This window comes from Methylobacterium sp. J-048 (assembly GCF_022829515.1).
GTDB lineage: Bacteria > Pseudomonadota > Alphaproteobacteria > Rhizobiales > Beijerinckiaceae > Methylobacterium.
In genome coordinates this window covers 1-402 of sequence record NZ_JAKSYL010000149.1, presented here as the reverse complement: position 1 = coordinate 402, position 402 = coordinate 1, and the positions used below count along the sequence as shown (strand labels likewise).

General features: G+C 66.9%; 1 pseudogene. It reads right to left on the bottom strand.

Annotation, left to right across the window (positions count from 1 at the left end):
• Nucleotides 1-251: pseudogene (locus MKL09_RS14485) on the bottom strand (FtsK/SpoIIIE domain-containing protein); the annotation flags it as partial.
• Nucleotides 252-402: the final 151 nt, after the last annotated feature.

Sequence of the window (402 nt, the reverse complement as noted above, 5' to 3'; positions counted from 1 at the left end):
TGACCGAGCAGCTGCTCCGCGCCCATCTCGCCGAGAATGGTCCGGCTGTCGATCTTGCTGGTGACCTGGAAGCTGATGCGGGTCGGGTAGTTCGCCTTGATCGTCCCGGTGATCACGTCCACCGCCGGGCGCTGGGTCGCCATGATCAGGTGGACGCCGGCCGCGCGTGCCATCTGGGCGAGCCGCTGGATCGCCCCCTCGATATCCTTGCCCGCCACCATCATCAGGTCGGCCATCCTGTCGACCACGATCAGGACGAGTTGGTTTTTCTGTCCGTCGGGCGTGCGACCGATACGTCAAACGACCCCACTCACCCGCCCGCCGGCGGCGTCCAATACGATCCGCGCCGCAGCCTGGCTCGGCGTGTCATCCCCGGTGAGCCGCATCCTTCCGTCGATGCGG